Raw genomic sequence first — 15,254 nt, 5'->3', positions numbered from 1 at the left:
CTTTTCGATTTTCCTCGTCGCTGGCTCTGTCTTCACGGTGCTCATATTCTACGCGATTATTTGGATACTCTCTTCGTCCGTCGTAAATCAGAGTGGGGTAATTACACGGACAAGAATGGTCTTTGCGTTATCTCTCATGTTGGTAGGAATGATTACTATCACGATCGGTGGATCACTCTTTCTTATGGATATGTGACTCGGTTCTGAAACGGCGAATTTATTCGGAGAAATCGGAGTTGTGATCGTCTGTTGTTGGCAAATCCGCTAACAATTCTCGAAATTCATCAGACGAAGTATTCAGATGAGTTTTCGACTCATATCGCAATGGTCCCTATCGCGAACTCTTAGTTCGAAGGGCACTGTCTAGTTAAGCGGTTCTGGTGTATCGTGGCGTTTCAACGTCTCTACCGTGAGTGACTAACGAGTCACTATGTCTCATTATGACTAGATTTTCGATGAGGCCGTCGAATTCCGTCTTCTCACGGTGCAGCTACTCTCAATATCAAGAATCAGTCGCTTTAGAACAGTGCGTAAAACCTCGTCAATCGTACCGCAGTCGCTGGGTTTTCCTTATCTAGACAGTGCCGTATTCGACAAAATCCCCGTTCATGTATATGTCTACAACCGAGGGAGTTCGCACTCGTGGGCGTGCTGCGCTCGCCCGTCGAATCGGAATCAACACACGGGCGCTCGCTATCTTTCGGATTTCCTTGGGCGTACTGTTGCTCGCGGATTTACTCCTCCGATCGCAGAATCTCGTCTCGTTCTATACCGATTCCGGCGTGTTACCGCGTTCGCTGCTCAGAGCGCAATTTTCCGGCCTTTCCCGTCTCTCGATCCACGCTCTTTCGGGAGCGACGTGGTTCCAAGAAACGTTGTTCGTCGTCGCTGGGGTTTTCGCCGTCGCTCTGCTCCTCGGCTACCGGACGAGACTGGCGACGGCGATTTCGTTCGTGTTGCTCGTCTCGTTGCACGCCCGGAATCCCGTTCTCCTGAACGCGGGAGATTCCATCCTTCGACGGCTCCTGTTGTGGGGCATCTTCCTGCCGCTCGGGGAGCGCTTCTCGGTGGATTCGCTTCACAGCGAAAGGCATCGACGACGCGTCGTGAGCCTCGCGTCCGCGGGGGTACTGCTGCAAGTCGTGACCGTCTACACCGTCAACGCGCTGTTCAAGCTCCGTGGCGACCTGTGGATGCGCGGCGTCGCAGTTCGGTACGTGTTCAGCCTCCACAACGTCCTGACGCGGTTCGGGGAGTTGCTCTCGAACTATCCGACGGCCCTCGACGTCTTCGACAGACTGTGGCTCGTGATCGTCGTGGCGTCGGTGCTGTTGATTCTCCTCACCGGTTAGTCACGCGCAGCGTTCGCATCGATGTTCATCGTAATGCATTTCGGGATGTTGCTGACGATGCGTCTCGGTCTGTTCCCGATGATTTCTATCACGGCCCTGCTCCTCTTCCTTCCGAGCACCGTCTGGGATACGGCTGCGAAGTTCACCGAACCGATGGTGAGCTCACGTCGAATGGCTCGCCTCGAAAATCGGTGTCGGCAGCTGTTCCCCGAATTTTCGTTCGCTCGAATCCCGTCCGCGATTTCGAAATCGGGACGCCGAATCGTCCCGCTCGTTGTGGCCGGTCTCCTACTGTTCGTGCTCGTCTGGAACGCCGCGACGCTCGGCTACGTCCAGACGCCGGACCAAGTGAACGATGTCGTGAATCCGGCCGAACACCGATGGAGTATGTTCGCTCCCGAACCGCGGCAAACGGACGGTTGGTACGTGGTTCCCGGAACACTCGAATCCGGAACCCACGTCGATGCGTTCCACCGGTCAGCCGTCCGCTGGAGTCGTCCCTCGGGCGGGAGTGTGGGTTTTCCCAGTCACCGATGGCTGGTGTATCTCCTCGACCTCCAGCGCCCCGGCTACGAATCGCTTCGACCCGAGTTTACCGATTACGTCTGCCAACGTTGGAACCGCAACCACGAGGACGACCTCGTCAACGTCTCGGTGTACTACGTCCGCCAACCGACCAACCTCGACGGCCCGGAACCGACCGAGCGGGTCAAGTTGACGAATCACTCGTGTAGCGCGTGACGTTCTCGTGCCGGTTCGACTTCACGCGGGTGCGTCGGTCAGTTTGTCGATGTTCGCGAGCGTCTCCCGCATGAACGCCGGGAGGTCGTCGGGGTTTCGCGAGCAGACGAGGTTGCCGTCCACGACGACCTCCTCGTCCACGAACGCCGCGCCCGCGTTTTCGATGTCGTCGCGGATCGACCAGTAGCCGGTCGCTTCGCGGCCGTCGAGGACGTCGGCGGTGATGAGCAGTTGTGCGCCGTGGCAGATGGTCGCGATGGGTTTGTTCTCGTCGTCGAACCCGCGGATGATGTCACCCACTCCCGACGCTTCGAGTCGGATGTTCTCCGGTGCGCGCCCGCCGGGGAGGACGAGCAGGTCGTAGCGGTCGGACCGGACGTCGTTGATGGAGATGTCCGCGGCTTCGAACTCCTGCCCGTGCTTGCTCTCGAAGGACCCACCGTCAGGGGTCGCCACGTCCACGTTCATCCCCTCCTCCTGCAGTCGGTAGTACGGATAGCTGAACTCGCTGTCCTCGACGCCGTTTCCGGTGATGATGAGTGCGCGCATGGCAACGGCCCTCCGTCACGGTGTCGGGTAAGAGTGATGGCTACACAGGCAGGGACGTAGCCAGCATCGGCCGTCCGAACGGGCAGCGTTTCGGACGGCGGATACGGGGCGAATTTACAACGGCACTGGGGAGGGAACCCCGAAAATTCCTCGGTTACGGCCGGAATCGTGGCGGTTGTAGTTCTCGGTCGTTCGGTTCCGACATCGTCGGTCACGGCGTCGGGGACGAACACGCCCCGCTCGACCGTTCACAAATCCGTGGCGAACGATCGGTCCACCCGAAACGAACGATCGGTCCACCCGAAAATCCCCGCCGGAACTGCTACTTGAGCGTCGGTTGAACGAACTCGCGTGCCACGTCGAAGTGGCGCTCCTCGATGACGATTTCGTCCGCCCGTTCGTTCGCCTCTTCGGGCGTCCACTCGTCCGCGGCCTCGCGGATGGCCCGCATCGAGGCACTCCGGACGAGCGCCTCGATGTCCGCACCGGTGAACCCGTCCAACTCCGCCGCGAGTGCATCGAGGTCGATGTCGTCCGCGAGCGGTTTGTCCCCCGCGTGCACCGACAGAATCTTGCGACGGGCCTCCTCGTCCGGTCCTGGAATCTCGATGTGGGATTCGAGTCGCCCGGGACGCAACAGCGCGGGGTCGATGGCCTCGCGGCGGTTCGTCGCCGCGAGGACGACGAGGTTCGGGTTTTCGGTCAACCCGTCCAGTTCGGTCAGGAGCTGGGAGACGACGCGTTCGGTGACCTCGTGTGAGTCGTCGCGCTGGCTCGCGAGCGCGTCGATCTCGTCGAAGAACACGATCGCCGGGGAGGCCTGTCTCGCCCTGTCGAACACCTCGCGAACCGATTTCTCGCTCTCGCCGACGTACCTGTCGAGCAGTTCCGGCCCGGCGACGGAGACGAAGTTCACGTCGCTCTCGCCCGCGAGTGCACGGGCGAGAAGCGTCTTCCCGGTTCCCGGCGGCCCGTAGAGCAGGACGCCGCTCGGTGGTTCCGTCCTCGTCGCCTCGAACAGGTTGGAGTACGAGAGCGGCCACTCGACGGCCTCGATGAGCGTCCGCTTGGCCTCGTTCAGTCCGCCAACGTCCTCGAACGAGATTTCGGGTGCTTCGGCGACGAACTCGCGCATCGCCGACGGTTCGACGCTCGCGAGCGCGGTGTTGAAGTCGCCGCGGGTCACCTCGACCGAGAGCAGTGCGTTGTCGTCCGCACCGTCGTCACGTGCCCGGCGAAGCGCCGCCATGGCCGCTTCCGTAACGAGCGTGTGGAGGTCGGCACCGACGAACCCGTGTGTCGTCGCGGCGAGTCGTTCGACGGCCACGTCGTCGGCCAACGGCATGCCGCGGGTGTGGACTTCGAGGATTTCCCGTCGGCCGCCTTCGTCCGGCGCGCCGATCTCGATCTCGCGGTCGAAGCGGCCGCCACGGCGGAGCGCGGGGTCGATGGCGTCCACGCGGTTCGTCGCGCCGATGACGACGACTTCGCCGCGGGACTCCAGCCCGTCCATCAGCGAGAGCATCTGGGCGACCAACCGATTTTCCATGTCGCTCTCCTCGTCGCGTTTCCCGCCGAGGCTGTCCACCTCGTCGAAGAAGATTATCGAGGGTGCGTTCTCGCTGGCTTCGGTGAATATCTCGCGGAGTCGCTCCTCGCTCTCACCCTTGTACTTGCTCATCACTTCCGGCCCGGAGATGGAGACGAAGTGGGCGTTGACCTCGTTGGCGACGGCCTTGGCGATGAGCGTCTTTCCGGTTCCCGGCGGCCCGTAGAGCAGGACGCCTTTCGGCGGGTCGATGCCCAATCGGCGGAACAGTTCCGGGTTCGACAGCGGCAGTTCGACCATCTCGCGGACGCGACGGAGTTCCTCGTCCAGTCCGCCGATGTCCTCGTAAGCCGCACCGGTCACGTCCGTCGAATCGTTGGCGTTAGACGGGGTAGTCGAGACGGATTCGGTCAGTTTCGAGAGTGAGACCTTCACGTCCGTGTCGTTCGTCACGCGGACGGTTCCGCCGGGGTTCGTCCGCGATACGACGAACAGTCCGGCGTCGCCGAGTCGTTCGATTCGCGCCCGCTCACCGGACTGAACGGGGCGGTCGAGCAGTTCCTGTTTCACCGCTCGCTCCAGCGTGTCCACGTCGTCCATCGAGAAGTTGGCCTTCGGAACGACGGTGATGGAGTCCGCGTCCGAGATCGAAATCGGGGACACCGACACTTCGTCCCCGATTCTGACCCCCGCGTTCGTCCGCGTCTCGGCGTCTATCTGGATGGTGTTCTCCGGCACCGTGCTCGAAGCGGGCCACACCTTCACCACGGTCGTCCCGTCGCCTTCGACCGCGACCGTATCGCCGCTCAGCACGCCGAGTTTCTGTCGCGCCGCGTCGGCGATCCGGGCGATACCCCGTCCGCCGTCGCGCTTTTCCGCGCCCCTGACGGTGAGCGCAACCGTCGGTTTTTTCGTCATATTCCCTACTCGTCACCGGACCGTCTTCAGGGTTTCCCGCAGAAACCCCTTTGTCCGATGCTACCGAGTGTACAATTATGGTTGCTCGAACCGAGCGAGACGACACGACATGGTACCAGTGCGAGCAGTGCGGACTGATGTTCGACGACCAGAGCGACGCCGAACAACACGAGGAGAACTGCGATGCGGAAGACCCCACTTATATCCAGTGAAAGGCAAAGGGGTTCGTCCGGCCTGATTTTCTCACTGCCGATAGCTTGAAACGATTCGTCACCGTGTAGCTTCTATGGGATACAACACTACCATCGGTTGGTCGCTGTTCACCTCCGGCGTCGTCACGCTCCTGTTGAAGGTCCTCCCCTTCGACTCGCTCTACTGGGGGATCGCCCTCATCGTCCTCGGTATCGTGGTGATGGCACGTCGACTGTAGTGGGGGTTCGACGTCCATTTCTCGTGTAGGCATGTGATTTAGACTCAATCTAAAACAGTTATTTGTCATCCCTAATCCATATATTCTTAACCTCGCGACCCCCACGGAGGAACGAATGGGTGACCACCGGAAGGAGTTTCTCAAAGCGTCGTGGGCCAACGTCCTGACGAACGTCCTCAAAATCGTGGTGGAAGGTGGCGTCGGCCTCACCTTCGGAAGCCTCGCGCTCGTCGCCGATGCCGCCCACTCGGTGGCCGATTTGCTGGCCAGCGCGGTGGTGCTCGTCTGGGGTCGCCTCTCGTTCGAGAGTCCGGACACGAACCATCCCCACGGCCACGACCGGGTCGAGCCGCTGACCGCCCTGTTCGTCGGCGGCACGCTCGTGCTCCTCGGACTGAAACTGCTCTACGACGCCGGTCAGACCATCCTTTCGGCACCCGAATCGACCTACAGCATCGCCCTCGTTGCCGGTCTCGCCTTCGCCTTTTGTGACCGCGCGTTCTGTTACTGGTACACGAAACGGGTCAATCGCAACGTCGAGTCGGCCGGTCTCGCCGCGCTCGCCGCCGACAGCAAGAACGACCTCTACACCACGGGTGCGGCAGTCATCGGCGTGGCGGGAATGGCTGGTGGTTTTCCCGTCCTCGACCCGTTGGCCGGGGGACTGGTCAGCCTGCTCGTCATCCACCAAGGCGTCGAAATCTCGCGGGAGAACGTCAACTACCTCGTGGACACCGCCGCACCGAGATCCGTTCGGGAGGAGATTCGGGACGAAATCCTCTCCCACGACGACGTTCACGGACTGCACGATTTCACCGCGTACCACGCCGGAACCGTCTACGAGGTAGAATTCCACGCCGAAGTCGCGGCCGACCACACGTTCATCGAAGCCCACGACATCGAAACCGAACTCAGAAACGACCTCGTCTCGCGCGACGACGTCGGCGACGTTCACATCCACTTGGACCCGGAGGGACTGGGCGAGTGGAAGGACGCCGAGGAACGACACAGCTCTTCTCCCATCAACTGACCGGAAAACCGCTCCGTTTCGGCAAACCGCCGAATCAGTCCAATTCCGCTCGTTCCCGATGCTCGGCGGCCAACTCCTCGGCTTGCGCCTGCGACTGGCACGTCTCCCAGCGAACCTGTGTCGCGTCGCTGTAGGTCAACGCCGTCTTCAGTTCGTCGCGCAGGACGCCGACGCCGATCTCCACGATTTCACCGTCGTTCCCCAGTTCGTACATCGCCCAGCGTTCCGGCGTGCCCGCGACCGTTCCCCTGTCGAGTGCTTGCCAGCGCTTCGCGAGCGGCATTATTCGTTTCCGTTCGCTGACTCGTCCTCTTCCACGAACTCGAACGACCGTTCGCCCATCGCGTCTTCCTCGAAGAGGAACACGCGACCCCGTGCAATCTCCGGGCTGGCCTCGACTTCGACGGCGTAGCCGTCCGAGCGGACCGCCACCCCGGGGAACAGTTCCGCCTCCTCTCCGGGTTCCAGGATGACTCGGCCGACGCCGGTCTCTTCGAGGATGTCATCGTGCGTATCCCGATCGTTGACGTAGGTCATGACGCCCTCCGTCTCCGTCGGATCGGTGACGAGCACCTGCACCAGTTTGCCCGGTTGGGTTCGGAGCGTTCCGTCCACCTTCCTCGGAACGCCGTGGTAGAAAGTCTCACGCCCGTCCTTGTATTCGACGACGATACCGTCCTCAGTGAGTTCGATACCGAGCGTGTCGGGGGAAACGTCGTTTCGGACACTCATGTTCGACGGTTGGTCGGAGAGGGGGAAAAGACCCGCGTTCCGGATCAATCAAAACGTTGCCCCCACCGCCACCCTGAAGACGGCCACCTGCGAAAGCCGACCATGCACGGCCGCGCGAAAGCACCCGCCGCCGGGACGATACTCAACGCCCTCGCCACCGGAGTCGGGTCGGCGTTCGCCATCGACACCGAAACCACCGCCACCGTCGAACTGGACGACTCCGGCGAGATTCGCGGGGAGATAGCGGAGGATCCGGACGCGGACGCTCGACTCATCGAACGCTGTGTCGAACTCGTCCTCGAAACGGAAGATCCGGAATTCGGCGCGACGGTGCGAACCGAGAGCGACGTCCCGATGGCCTCAGGTCTGAAGAGTTCGAGCGCCGCGGCGAACGCGACGGTGTTGGCGACCCTGTCCGCACTCGACGTCGAGATGCGACGGGAGGATGCCTGCCGAATCGGCGTGCAAGCGGCCCGTGACGTCGGCGTCACCGTGACCGGCGCGTTCGACGACGCCAGCGCGAGCATGCTCGGCGGCGTCACCGTCACGGACAACACCGAGAACGAACTGCTCGCCCGCGACGAGGTGGACTGGGACGTGTTGGTGTGGACGCCGCCGGAGCAGTCCTTTTCCGCCGATGCCGACGTCTCCCGCTGTCGGCAGGTCGCGCCGATGGCCGACCTCGTCGCCGACCTCGCCCTCGACGGCGAGTACGGCCGGGCGATGACGGTGAACGGCTTCGCCTTCTGTGGCGCACTCGGTTTCTCCGCGGACCCCATGGTGGACGCCATGCCGGACGTGGACGGCGTCTCGCTTTCGGGGACTGGACCGAGTTTCGTCGCCGTCGGCGGGCGGGAGGTTTTAGAGGACGTGCGGGAAAAGTGGAATTCATTGAAGGGAACGACATGGCTAACGACAACACAGACGAGCGGAACCCGAACGATATGAGCCTGGACGAACTGCGCGAAGAGATCGAATCCATCGACCGTGAACTGGTGGAACTCATCGCTCGACGAACCTACGTCGCGGATAGCGTTGCGGAAGTGAAATCCGCCCAGGATGTCCCGACGACCGATGAGGCACAGGAACAGCGCGTGATGGACCGAGCGGGCGAGAACGCCGAGAAGTTCGACGTAGATTCGAATCTGGTGAAGGCAATTTTCCGGTTGCTTATCGAGTTGAACAAGGTCGAACAGCGAGAGAATCGGTAGCCCGAAATTCGGCGATACGAATCGTATGACCCCCGTTCAATTCTCAAAATAATTTCCGGTAGCTGTTCTTTCGATTCTGATTCGCTGAAAAACACCATATCCTATCTCGATGGCTCCGAACTGCCATCCGCAGACCCATCTATTGACCACGGGTCAAGTCTGTGACGGGTTTATTCTATCCAGCGGAGTTCGCCCACCGAAAGACACAGTATTCTGTGTGTCCATAGTTCCCTGTATGCCCAGCATCACGGTCAACGTGGATAATGACCTCAAGGAACGGATGGAAAAGCACCCGGAAATCAACTGGAGCGAAGTCACTCGGCAAGCCATTCGAGACAAAATCGAGAATCTCGAACTGATGGACGAACTCACCGCCGACAGCGGTCTCACCGACAAAGACGTAGACGAACTCGCCGCCAAAATCAACGAGAGCGCACGCAAGCGCGTCGAAGAAGAGTCGGAGTAATCTTGACGAATGAAGTTGGTTGTCGATGCGAACGTCGTCATCTCCGCGCTCATCGCTAACTCGAAAACACGGGAACTCATCGTTACGCTCGAACCGGAACTCCTGACTCCCGAATTCATCCACGATGAAATCGGGAACTACGAAGACCTCATCGTCGAGAGATCGGGAATGGAGGCGGCGAGAGTCCGCCAGTTCATCGACCTTCTGTTCCAATACATCGAGACGGTGCCCGTCAACGAGTTCTATCCGCACATCGAGGAGGCAGAAGAAGCGATAGGTGACACTGACCCAGACGACGTACTGTACGTGGCTTGTGCGCTTGCTCGTGACGCAGGAATGTGGAGCGACGACTCCGATTTCTATGAACAAGACCCCGTGGCAGTGTTCACCACCAGCGAAGTAATCGAATCATTCGAGACGATGTGACTTCCGAACACAGGAGAGAAAGAACCGAAAAAGTGCGGAGGATTGTATGGTGAATTTCATCGAACTGAACAAGGTCGAACAGCGCGAGAATCGGTAGTAACTAACACAGAGCACAGTTCGGAAATCGCTACGAAGAGCTATTACTGATTGCGTGCATCCCTACCATGGACGAAAGTACATGGCCACAAAACAAAGCCGCAGAGTGCTGTTCCCCGGCAGTTGGTGGGTTTCGATATTGGCGATACCCATCTCGTTCTTCCTTTGGCTCTCAGTAACGCTCCTGAACACTGCCTTCGCACAGCACGTCGGACTACAGGTTTCAGGGTATCTCGGTGAGACGGCATCGGTGATAACCGTCGTGAATTATGCGCTCTCCGGGTTCGCCCCGTTCGCACTCTACCACGACCGAACGTACGTGAGCGAGCAGTCGGAGTGGACACCAACCCTCCTCTACTTGTTCGTCTTGGTTCCGCTGCTGAACGTACTGATTGCGAGTCTCTATCTGGCCCGGCGACACCGATTCGTTGGAACTCCGTAGTTCGTCCCGTCTCAAAAGTGTGACACTGTAAACGATACCCGTAACACCAATCCGAAACCTGAACGTGGGAAATTATGTCAATAATTATCATACAACACGGGCGCACAAGGTACATCTACGACTGCTACGTTTGAACTGACGAGAGGTGACCTCTATTAACGACAGCGACAATCGAGGTGCTGATTCGCGGTATCGTTCTCGGGTTTTCGATCGCGGCCCCCGTCGGCCCGATCGGAGTGTTGTGCATCCAGCGTACGCTTTCTAAGGGCCGACTTTCGGGCTTCGTGAGCGGCCTCGGAGCGGCGTCGGCGGACGCCGTGTACGGAGCGATTGCGGGGTTCGGGATTACGGCCGTGTCGTCGCTCCTGCTCGACTACCGGGTGGGTATCCGCATCGGCGGCGGTATCCTCCTCCTGTATCTCGGCGTCCAGTCGTTTCGGGGCGAGCCAGCGGAGACGGCGGTATCCTCCACGGATTTACAGGGGTTCGCCGGGGATTACGGTTCGACGTTCCTGTTGACGATCACCAATCCAGTGACGATCATCGCCTTCGTCGGCATCTTCACGGAATTGGGTGTCGGAATGTCCGGAAACTACACCCACGCCGCGGTATTGGTCGGCGGCGTCTTCCTCGGGTCGGCACTCTGGTGGTTCGTCCTCAGTACCGGCGTGAGCGTATTCCGCGCACGATTCACCCGCTCGATCATGCGTCGGGTGGACCGATTGGCAGGTGTCGTTATCGTCGGGTTCGGCGTACTCGCTCTCTGGAGCGCCCTGTAACGAACGCAGTTTTCACTATGAACGTGGCTCGGTGCGATATACGGCCAAACGAGAAGCAGAAGCGGAAGTGGTGAACGTGCTCGCCGCGCCCCTGACGCTACAACCGGCAGAGCCGATCACGGTCGGGATAAGGGCAGTTTGAAATCGATTCCGATGGGCCGCGAGATCGAACGGGAAAACGTGAAGCGAGGATACCGTCTCGTAATTTTATCGTAACCGCCCGCGACGAATGGTTCATGGTCGCAGTACAGACTATCCTCGCCTTCATCCCCGCCGCGCTCGTTCTCATCGTCGCCCCCGGCCCGGACAGCCTCTACACGCTGACCCGGAGCGTCAGCGACGGACGGACGACCGGTGTCACCGCCGCACTCGGCTCTTCGACTGGAAGCATCGTCCATACGACGGCGGCCGTCATCGGTCTGTCGGCAATCCTGCGAACGTCCGCGGTGGCGTTCACCGCCGTCAAACTCGTCGGCGCGGCGTACCTCGTTTACCTCGGCGTGCAGACGTTCCGCGGCGAAGAGGAGTTCGAAATCGCGCCGGAGGGAACGGGATACACGCCGAGCGAATCCTTCCGAAACGCGCTGTTCATCAACGTCTCGAACCCGAAAGTGGCGCTGTTCTTCCTCGCGTTCCTCCCACAGTTCGTTCGGCCAGGGAGTTCCGCCGCTCCGCAGATTTTCCTCTTCGGGGTGCTGTTCACCACGCTCGGCTTCTGCTATCAGGCACTGCTTGCGGTGTTCTCCGCGCAAGCGCGCCGGGTCGTTACCGAGCGCGACCTCCTCCGACGAATACTTCGCACGGCGAGCGGGAGCGTGCTCGTCGGTTTCGGGGCCAAACTGGCGCTCGCCCGGCGCGTTTCTTCGTAGGTGATTTCGACCGTTACCACGGCTCAAAAAGCGTCACGCGTGAAGATCACCGAACGATTCGAATCGTCGATAGCTCCGTTTCCGTGACGTTCTCGCGCCACTGTTCCTGTGAGATGCTGTAGGTCTGGAGGTCCACTGGTTCGCCGGAGTCGTCTGGAGGGTACCAGTTCCGAAGGACCGCATCGTACTGCCCGCCGTAGGAATCGACGTACTTCTCGATGGCGCGTTTCGACTGCTCGTTTTCGGGGTCGTGGCCGACACTCACGAGTTCGAGGTCGAGTCGGTCGAACGCGACGTACGACATCGCACCGGCCCGCTCGCCCGAGTAGCCACGTCCCCAAAACGGCTCACGAACCCACATCCCGAACGAGGTCGAACGCTCCTCCCATTCGAGCCACAGTTCGGCGACGCCGACGAATTCGCCGTCGGATTTCGTCGTGATGGCGTAGGTCGCTCGCTCGCCGGATTCCCACGCTTCCGCCGCTTCGGTTACTTCGTCCATCGTCTCTTTCGGCCTCGCGTGTGGTCGCTCGCCGAGGGGGCGCATCACGGCGTCCATCTCGCCGGAACGGTGATACTCGTAGATGTCGAGGGGTTCGGCCGACTCGTGTAACGGTTCGTATCGCAACCGTTCGCTCTCGATGTGGGTCGGAAACAGGGTCGTGGACATGGTTCGGTTCGGTTTGACGGGTGTTTCGCGTGGAGCGCGAAGTCAGTACGGATTCCGTCGTGTGACGACCGGTCGAACCGAAACGTCGCGGAGTTCACCCGACGTGCGTGGCGAGCACGTTCTCCGGCGTGTGGACGTCGTCGATGGCGACGTTGTCCGTCACGATGGTGCCGAAAGCTCCCTTTGCATCGAACCCGTATCTCGGCTAATGGGGACCGCGAATGACATCGGTGGGGACGAAATCCTCGGGGTTTTCGAGAGACTGGACGATCCGTCCGAACCGCTTGCGACGAGCGAGGTTGCCGAGGCGGTGGGCTGTGCCCGGCGCACGGCGTACGATAAACTCCGCCGTCTCGCCGACGAGGGGGAACTCGAAACGAAGACGATCGGCGCACAAGCCCGTGCATGGTGGCGACCCGCCACACGACCGACGGCCAGCGATGTGCCGCCACCGGAGACGGATCGCTCCGTGGACGACTCAAATGATGAATTTCCCCCCGAGTTGACCGCCGACGAAGTTCTCGAACTCGAATTCGTCTCCGAGCAGTTGGCCCGTCCGTTTCTCGAACTCGGCCACGAGGACATGGACCTCCGAATCGACGGGTTCGTGCGGCTTTCCGACGGTTCGCACGTCCAGTACTGGACGGTCACTGGGATCTCCGGCGAGACGGTGATGAATCTCCCGGAACTCTTTCCCACGACCGAGGACGTTCGTCTCCTCAAGAAGGAGGGTGATAAGTATCGCGTCGAGGTTCGTGGTGGCGCATCGTCGCTGGTTTCCACCTACGACGAGTACGATGGCGAGTCAGTCACGACCGCGCTCGAAGACGGGAAAATCAGGAACTTGGTACAGTTCCCGGCGACGGTCGATGTGGCGGCCGTCTTGGAAGCGATTCGTGATGTCGTCGCTCGGGATTTCGAGTTGGCGTCACAAAAGCTGGTGTACACGCCTCGGCTGTTCAAGACGCTCGTGAAGGACGACCTCACCGAACGTCAATGGACGGCCCTCCAGATCGCGTACTACGCGGGGTATTTCAAGGTCCCCCGGCAGAGCGAAGGAGATGAAATCGCGGAACGGATGGGCATCACCCGACAGACCTTCAACTACCACCTTCGCCACGCGCAGGACACGGTTCTCCACCATCTCTTCGAGGCCCACGACGGCGGCATCGAGGGGTCGAACCAGTAAGAGCGGACCCTTATTTCCCGTTCCCTCTCAGTTCCAACTCATGGAAACCCTCGAAATAACGACCACGGAGATGGGACGACAGGCGCTCGGATCTCTCGATATCGAAACCTGTGACGGATACGACCCGGAGACGAAAACGCTCCACGTTCGGTACGATACCGGAGAGGAGGAATCGATCCTCCTCGGTATCGTCGGGGTCATCGCTGGGTTAAGCGGACGGGAACCGTCCACGCTGACGCCGCTCTACGATATTATCGATGCGGAATCGTTGGTCTCGATGCTGACGACCGCACGCGGGAGCGATATCGAGGTCTCGTTCACGTACGAAGGCTATCCGATCACCGTGTCCAGTAGCGGTGAAATAGTCGTTCGAGTGACCGCGTGAAGGATGAACGAGTCAGTATCGCTATCCGAATGTACGTGCTGTGGAACCCCGATCAGAGCCAATGTGCGCTACCCGACGCACACAGTAACGACGGACGATGGTGTCCATCTCTACATCTTCTGCGATGAAATCTGCAAATCTGCATGGCTCGCCGATGAGGCGAACGGGACAGAATAAGCGGCGCGAAACCGACCGCGATGAACTCGCTCGACGACTCAGTACTCCCAGAGCCGTTCGATCCGTGCGTCGATGTCGGGGAGATCGTCTTTCAGCGTCTCGACGCTCGTCTCACCGTTCACGTTGATGACGTGGACTTGGCCGCGCCGCCCCGAGTACACGTCCTGAAAGTCGTACACGACGCCGATGATATCGACATCCTCGTTGATGTCGTCGCTCTCGATGAGGGATTCGACCTGCCGGTCGACGTTGTACTCCACGAGTCGGTTGATCCCCCCCGCTCGGTCCACGTCATCGGGAAGCGATTCGACGCCCGCCTCCAACTTCGGTTTCAGCAACGAAAGACAGTGTTCGATGCCAGCAGGCTCGGACACCTCGCCCGTCAGCGCGTCGTACGTCGCCGTGACGGCCCCACAACCGGTGTGCCCCATGACGACGACGGTGTCGGTTCCCGTGTGTTCGACGGGATAGAGCACGTCACCCGAGACGACTTCGCCCGAGTCCGTTCGCTGGACGACGCGGTTGCCGATGTTGCCGCAGGTGAAGATCCGTCCCGGTTCGTCGTTGCCCCAGATGTGGTCCTGTAGGACGCGGGAATCCGAACAGCAGACGGTGACGACGTCGGGATGCTGTGAATCCTGTACGTCGTCGAAACGGGAGTCGAACTCTTCGGCGTGTTCCGCGTTTTGTTCCAACAACTTGATGAACGTCCGGTACATGATCGTGCTGTTCGTATTCGAACCACGAACGATTTTCCCTTTTGCCGCGGCCAAACGAAACGACTCTTGTCGGAACTTCCCGTACTCGAAACTATGAACGAGACACGTCGGGCCGTCTTGGACGCGCTCGCTGACGGCCCGGTCTCCGGGCCGGAACTCGCCGACGCCCTCGACATCTCGCGGAACGCGGTGTGGAAACATGTCGAGGCGCTCCGTACCGACGGATTCGAGGTCGAGAGCACTGCGGATGGCTACCTGCTCGGGGAGGTCCCTGAATTCGGACCGGCGGTCGAGTACGGACTGGAGGCACCGTTTTCCGTCGAATATCACGACTCCATCGGGAGCACGAACGACCGGGCACGGGAACTGGCCGGGGACGGGGCGGAGGACGTGGTCGTGCTGGCCGACGAGCAGGTGGGCGGCCGCGGGCGCTTGAAACGGACGTGGGTCGGCCCCTCGGGCGGCGTCTGGATGAGCCTCGTCCTCCGTCCCACGATGCCGCCAGCGCACGCCCCGCTGTTGAC

22 protein-coding genes are annotated in these 15,254 nt (G+C 60.6%); 16 read left to right on the top strand and 6 right to left on the bottom strand.

What is annotated here, in order from left to right:
- Window positions 1–614: 614 nt before the first annotated feature.
- Window positions 615–1,352, top strand: coding sequence for a hypothetical protein (locus tag WBV42_RS09990; RefSeq protein ID WP_423985898.1), 738 nt, complete (start codon window positions 615–617; stop codon window positions 1,350–1,352).
- Between the two features lie 33 nt (window positions 1,353–1,385).
- The gene (locus WBV42_RS09985; protein WP_423985897.1) at window positions 1,386–2,093 is read left to right on the top strand and encodes a hypothetical protein; all 708 of its coding nucleotides are present in this window, start codon (window positions 1,386–1,388) and stop codon (window positions 2,091–2,093) included.
- 21 nt (window positions 2,094–2,114) lie between these two features.
- Here the strand turns inward: WBV42_RS09985 and WBV42_RS09980 are convergent, their stop codons facing one another.
- Window positions 2,115–2,642: a type 1 glutamine amidotransferase domain-containing protein gene (locus tag WBV42_RS09980; protein ID WP_423985896.1), complete on the bottom strand. Its 528-nt coding sequence runs from the start codon at window positions 2,640–2,642 to the stop codon at window positions 2,115–2,117.
- 322 nt (window positions 2,643–2,964) lie between these two features.
- Window positions 2,965–5,109, bottom strand: a complete 2,145-nt coding sequence (locus tag WBV42_RS09975; protein WP_423985895.1) for a CDC48 family AAA ATPase — start codon at window positions 5,107–5,109, stop codon at window positions 2,965–2,967.
- 77 nt (window positions 5,110–5,186) lie between these two features.
- On the opposite strand from WBV42_RS09975, the gene WBV42_RS09970 reads away from it, so the two are divergent.
- The 3 genes from WBV42_RS09970 to WBV42_RS09960 all read left to right on the top strand — a co-directional run bounded on the left by WBV42_RS09970 (window position 5,187) and on the right by WBV42_RS09960 (window position 6,569).
- Window positions 5,187–5,321, top strand: coding sequence for a DUF7128 family protein (locus WBV42_RS09970; RefSeq protein ID WP_256487797.1), 135 nt, complete (start codon window positions 5,187–5,189; stop codon window positions 5,319–5,321).
- A gap of 74 nt (window positions 5,322–5,395) precedes the next feature.
- Window positions 5,396–5,539 carry a hypothetical protein gene (locus tag WBV42_RS09965; RefSeq protein ID WP_190303790.1) on the top strand — a complete coding sequence of 48 codons (144 nt, stop codon included), beginning with the start codon at window positions 5,396–5,398 and terminating at the stop codon, window positions 5,537–5,539.
- A gap of 115 nt (window positions 5,540–5,654) precedes the next feature.
- The gene (locus tag WBV42_RS09960) at window positions 5,655–6,569 is read left to right on the top strand and encodes a cation diffusion facilitator family transporter (RefSeq protein ID WP_423985894.1); all 915 of its coding nucleotides are present in this window, start codon (window positions 5,655–5,657) and stop codon (window positions 6,567–6,569) included.
- A gap of 34 nt (window positions 6,570–6,603) precedes the next feature.
- Here the strand turns inward: WBV42_RS09960 and WBV42_RS09955 are convergent, their stop codons facing one another.
- Complete coding sequence (locus tag WBV42_RS09955) at window positions 6,604–6,852, bottom strand: DUF7508 domain-containing protein (RefSeq protein WP_423985893.1); 249 nt, start codon at window positions 6,850–6,852, stop codon at window positions 6,604–6,606.
- Window positions 6,852–7,301, bottom strand: a complete 450-nt coding sequence (locus WBV42_RS09950) for a DUF5796 family protein (RefSeq protein WP_423985892.1) — start codon at window positions 7,299–7,301, stop codon at window positions 6,852–6,854. The genes WBV42_RS09955 and WBV42_RS09950 overlap by 1 nt, the downstream gene beginning before the upstream one ends.
- 102 nt (window positions 7,302–7,403) lie before the next feature.
- On the opposite strand from WBV42_RS09950, the gene WBV42_RS09945 reads away from it, so the two are divergent.
- The 7 genes from WBV42_RS09945 to WBV42_RS09915 all read left to right on the top strand — a co-directional run bounded on the left by WBV42_RS09945 (window position 7,404) and on the right by WBV42_RS09915 (window position 11,590).
- Window positions 7,404–8,249, top strand: coding sequence for a shikimate kinase (locus WBV42_RS09945; RefSeq protein WP_423985891.1), 846 nt, complete (start codon window positions 7,404–7,406; stop codon window positions 8,247–8,249).
- On the top strand, window positions 8,207–8,512 hold the full coding sequence (locus WBV42_RS09940) for a chorismate mutase (protein ID WP_423985890.1): 306 nt from the start codon (window positions 8,207–8,209) through the stop codon (window positions 8,510–8,512). The genes WBV42_RS09945 and WBV42_RS09940 overlap by 43 nt, the downstream gene beginning before the upstream one ends.
- Before the next feature lie 235 nt (window positions 8,513–8,747).
- On the top strand, window positions 8,748–8,978 hold the full coding sequence (locus WBV42_RS09935; protein ID WP_423985889.1) for a hypothetical protein: 231 nt from the start codon (window positions 8,748–8,750) through the stop codon (window positions 8,976–8,978).
- Between the two features lie 9 nt (window positions 8,979–8,987).
- Window positions 8,988–9,404, top strand: coding sequence for a PIN domain-containing protein (locus tag WBV42_RS09930; protein WP_423985888.1), 417 nt, complete (start codon window positions 8,988–8,990; stop codon window positions 9,402–9,404).
- A 178-nt stretch (window positions 9,405–9,582) separates the two neighbouring features.
- Window positions 9,583–9,942: a hypothetical protein gene (locus WBV42_RS09925; RefSeq protein ID WP_423985887.1), complete on the top strand. Its 360-nt coding sequence runs from the start codon at window positions 9,583–9,585 to the stop codon at window positions 9,940–9,942.
- A 176-nt stretch (window positions 9,943–10,118) separates the two neighbouring features.
- On the top strand, window positions 10,119–10,721 hold the full coding sequence (locus WBV42_RS09920; RefSeq protein WP_423985886.1) for a LysE family translocator: 603 nt from the start codon (window positions 10,119–10,121) through the stop codon (window positions 10,719–10,721).
- Window positions 10,722–10,957: 236 nt separating this feature from the next.
- Window positions 10,958–11,590 carry a LysE family translocator gene (locus WBV42_RS09915; protein ID WP_423985885.1) on the top strand — a complete coding sequence of 211 codons (633 nt, stop codon included), beginning with the start codon at window positions 10,958–10,960 and terminating at the stop codon, window positions 11,588–11,590.
- A 46-nt stretch (window positions 11,591–11,636) separates the two neighbouring features.
- Here WBV42_RS09915 and WBV42_RS09910 read toward each other — a convergent pair whose 3' ends face one another.
- Window positions 11,637–12,260 carry a GNAT family N-acetyltransferase gene (locus WBV42_RS09910; protein WP_423985884.1) on the bottom strand — a complete coding sequence of 208 codons (624 nt, stop codon included), beginning with the start codon at window positions 12,258–12,260 and terminating at the stop codon, window positions 11,637–11,639.
- 208 nt (window positions 12,261–12,468) lie between these two features.
- On the opposite strand from WBV42_RS09910, the gene WBV42_RS09905 reads away from it, so the two are divergent.
- Genes WBV42_RS09905 through WBV42_RS09895 form a run of 3 tightly spaced genes read left to right on the top strand, consistent with a single transcriptional unit; the run spans window position 12,469 to window position 14,011 of the window.
- Window positions 12,469–13,449: a bacterio-opsin activator domain-containing protein gene (locus WBV42_RS09905; RefSeq protein WP_423985883.1), complete on the top strand. Its 981-nt coding sequence runs from the start codon at window positions 12,469–12,471 to the stop codon at window positions 13,447–13,449.
- A 40-nt stretch (window positions 13,450–13,489) separates the two neighbouring features.
- A complete protein-coding gene (locus WBV42_RS09900; RefSeq protein ID WP_423985882.1) occupies window positions 13,490–13,834 on the top strand; it encodes a HalOD1 output domain-containing protein in 345 nt (114 codons plus the stop codon).
- Between the two features lie 3 nt (window positions 13,835–13,837).
- On the top strand, window positions 13,838–14,011 hold the full coding sequence (locus WBV42_RS09895; protein WP_423985881.1) for a DUF7576 family protein: 174 nt from the start codon (window positions 13,838–13,840) through the stop codon (window positions 14,009–14,011).
- A 38-nt stretch (window positions 14,012–14,049) separates the two neighbouring features.
- Here WBV42_RS09895 and WBV42_RS09890 read toward each other — a convergent pair whose 3' ends face one another.
- On the bottom strand, window positions 14,050–14,730 hold the full coding sequence (locus tag WBV42_RS09890) for a carbonic anhydrase (RefSeq protein WP_423985880.1): 681 nt from the start codon (window positions 14,728–14,730) through the stop codon (window positions 14,050–14,052).
- Window positions 14,731–14,823: 93 nt separating this feature from the next.
- Here WBV42_RS09890 and WBV42_RS09885 point away from each other — a divergent pair.
- Window positions 14,824–15,254 (top strand): biotin operon repressor (locus WBV42_RS09885; RefSeq protein WP_423985879.1); only part of this gene is annotated, 431 nt, incomplete at its 3' end.

This window comes from Haladaptatus sp. (assembly GCF_049589095.1).
In the GTDB taxonomy this organism is placed as follows: Archaea; Halobacteriota; Halobacteria; order Halobacteriales; family Haladaptataceae; genus Haladaptatus.
The sequence above is the reverse complement of the archived record's forward strand: the minus strand, read 5'-3'. Positions and strand labels throughout refer to the sequence as shown.